This window comes from Sphingobacterium sp. UBA7038, from assembly GCF_002494055.1.
In the GTDB taxonomy this organism is placed as follows: Bacteria; Bacteroidota; Bacteroidia; order Sphingobacteriales; family Sphingobacteriaceae; genus Sphingobacterium; species Sphingobacterium multivorum.
The window spans coordinates 83774-85494 of record NZ_DLAV01000028.1 but is presented as its reverse complement, the minus strand read 5'-3'; the positions used below and the strand labels follow the sequence as shown (position 1 = coordinate 85494).

2 protein-coding genes are annotated in these 1721 nt (G+C 42.1%); both read left to right on the top strand.

Annotated elements, in window-relative coordinates; all coding sequences use genetic code 11:
• Positions 1-112 precede the first annotated feature (112 nt).
• A complete protein-coding gene (locus tag B3H30_RS18520; RefSeq protein WP_075990962.1) occupies positions 113-1354 on the top strand; it encodes an MFS transporter in 1242 nt (413 codons plus the stop codon).
• A 62-nt stretch (positions 1355-1416) separates the two neighbouring features.
• A complete protein-coding gene (locus B3H30_RS18515; RefSeq protein WP_075990963.1) occupies positions 1417-1638 on the top strand; it encodes a (4Fe-4S)-binding protein in 222 nt (73 codons plus the stop codon).
• Positions 1639-1721 lie beyond the last annotated feature (83 nt).

Sequence of the window (1721 nt, the reverse complement as noted above, 5' to 3'; positions counted from 1 at the left end):
GTAAGGTAAGGTAAGGTAAGGTCTCGGGCGATAATTTTGCAAACTTATTACATATAATGTTCGCGCACTTCTGTATTTTTAGGCCAGTTTAAACCGAGGCAAACCGGACAGTATGGAAATAAATAAACTTGATAATGCGCCTTTTACGGCATACCAAAAACTGGTGGTCTTTTTATTGGCCATGACACAATTTACGGTCGTGCTTGATTTTATGGTGATGTCACCGATGGGGGATATCCTGATGAAAGCCATAGATCTCAAACCGGCTCAATTTGGTATTGCGGTTTCGGCCTATGCCTTTAGTGCCGGTGCTTCGGGGCTGCTGACCGCGGGCTTTGCCGATCGTTTTGATCGGAAGAAACTGCTGTTATTTTTCTATTCTGGCTTTATTATCGGAACCTTCTGCTGCAGTTTTGCCAACGATTACTGGACTTTGGTTGCTGCACGAATCGTCACCGGGCTGTTTGGCGGCGTTATCGGCTCGATTTCTATGGCTATTATCACCGATATCTTTACGCTCCAACAGCGCGGACGTGTGATGGGCTTTGTGCAGATGGGCTTCGGTGCAAGTCAGGTCCTGGGGATTCCCATAGGATTATATATTGCAAATAATTGGGGTTGGCATAGTGCCTTCTTGTGGATTGCAGTGATGGCTTTGATTATTGTCGTTATTATAGCGGTCAAACTCATTCCTATTACGGCGCATATAGGTCTTCAGAAACATCAATCTGCGTTAAAGCATCTTTGGTTGACTTTTTCACAGCGAGAATACCGCGTCGGCTTTATGGCAACAGCTTTGCTCTCAATTGGAGGTTATATGATGATGCCTTTTGGAAGTGCTTTTGCAGTCAATAATCTAAAGGTAAGCCACGAACAGCTGCCGATGTTGTTTATGATTTCAGGTATTGCATCCTTGATTATTATGCCTATTGTAGGAAAATTGAGTGACCGTTACGATAAGTTTAAGATTTTTGCTTTCGCTTCCCTTTGGCTTATGATTGTCGTATTTATCTACACGAACCTAGGTGTTACGCCATTTTATATCGTTGTTATCTTAAACATTTTAATGATGGCCGGCATTTTAAGTCGGATGACGCCATCTTCGGCTTTGATCACTGCTGTTCCCGAGATGAAAGATCGGGGCGCATTTATGAGTATCAGTTCTTCGTTGCAACAGCTGGCAGGTGGTGTTGCTGCTTCATTAGCAGGTGTAATCATTGTCCAAGAAACAAAAGAAAGCCCCTTGGAACATTACCCGACATTGGGGATGATTGTTATTCTACTTTCCATTGTCGGTATTTTTATGATCTATCGGGTAAGTAGTATGATCAAAAAACGGCGCGCTGTTTCTTAAAACAAAATTGCCTTTATCGTTATTAGTTCTTAAAATATGAATTGTTAAAGAGAGATGGAATTATGGAAAAAATAGTTAGATATCCACATCCAAATGGAGAGATAACCGTCCTTTGGATACCGGAACGCTGTGTACATGCTGCAGTTTGTGTAAAGAGTCTGCCGAATGTGTATCATCCGAAAGATAAGCCCTGGGTTACGGCCCAAAATGCGAGTACGGCCGAATTGATTGAACAGATCAAGCACTGTCCTTCGGGAGCTCTTCAGTACGAAATAAAAAAATAATAGCTGTTGTATTGTTAAGGCAAAAAAAAAGCATCATTTATAATTAAATGATGCTTTTTTTGTTGGCGGTCTGGACGGGACTC

Coding starts and splice junctions, on each gene's coding strand:
- B3H30_RS18520 (WP_075990962.1), top strand. CDS start 113: ATGGAAATAAATAAACTTGATAATGCGCCTTTTACGGCATACCAAAAA.
- B3H30_RS18515 (WP_075990963.1), top strand. CDS start 1,417: ATGGAAAAAATAGTTAGATATCCACATCCAAATGGAGAGATAACCGTC.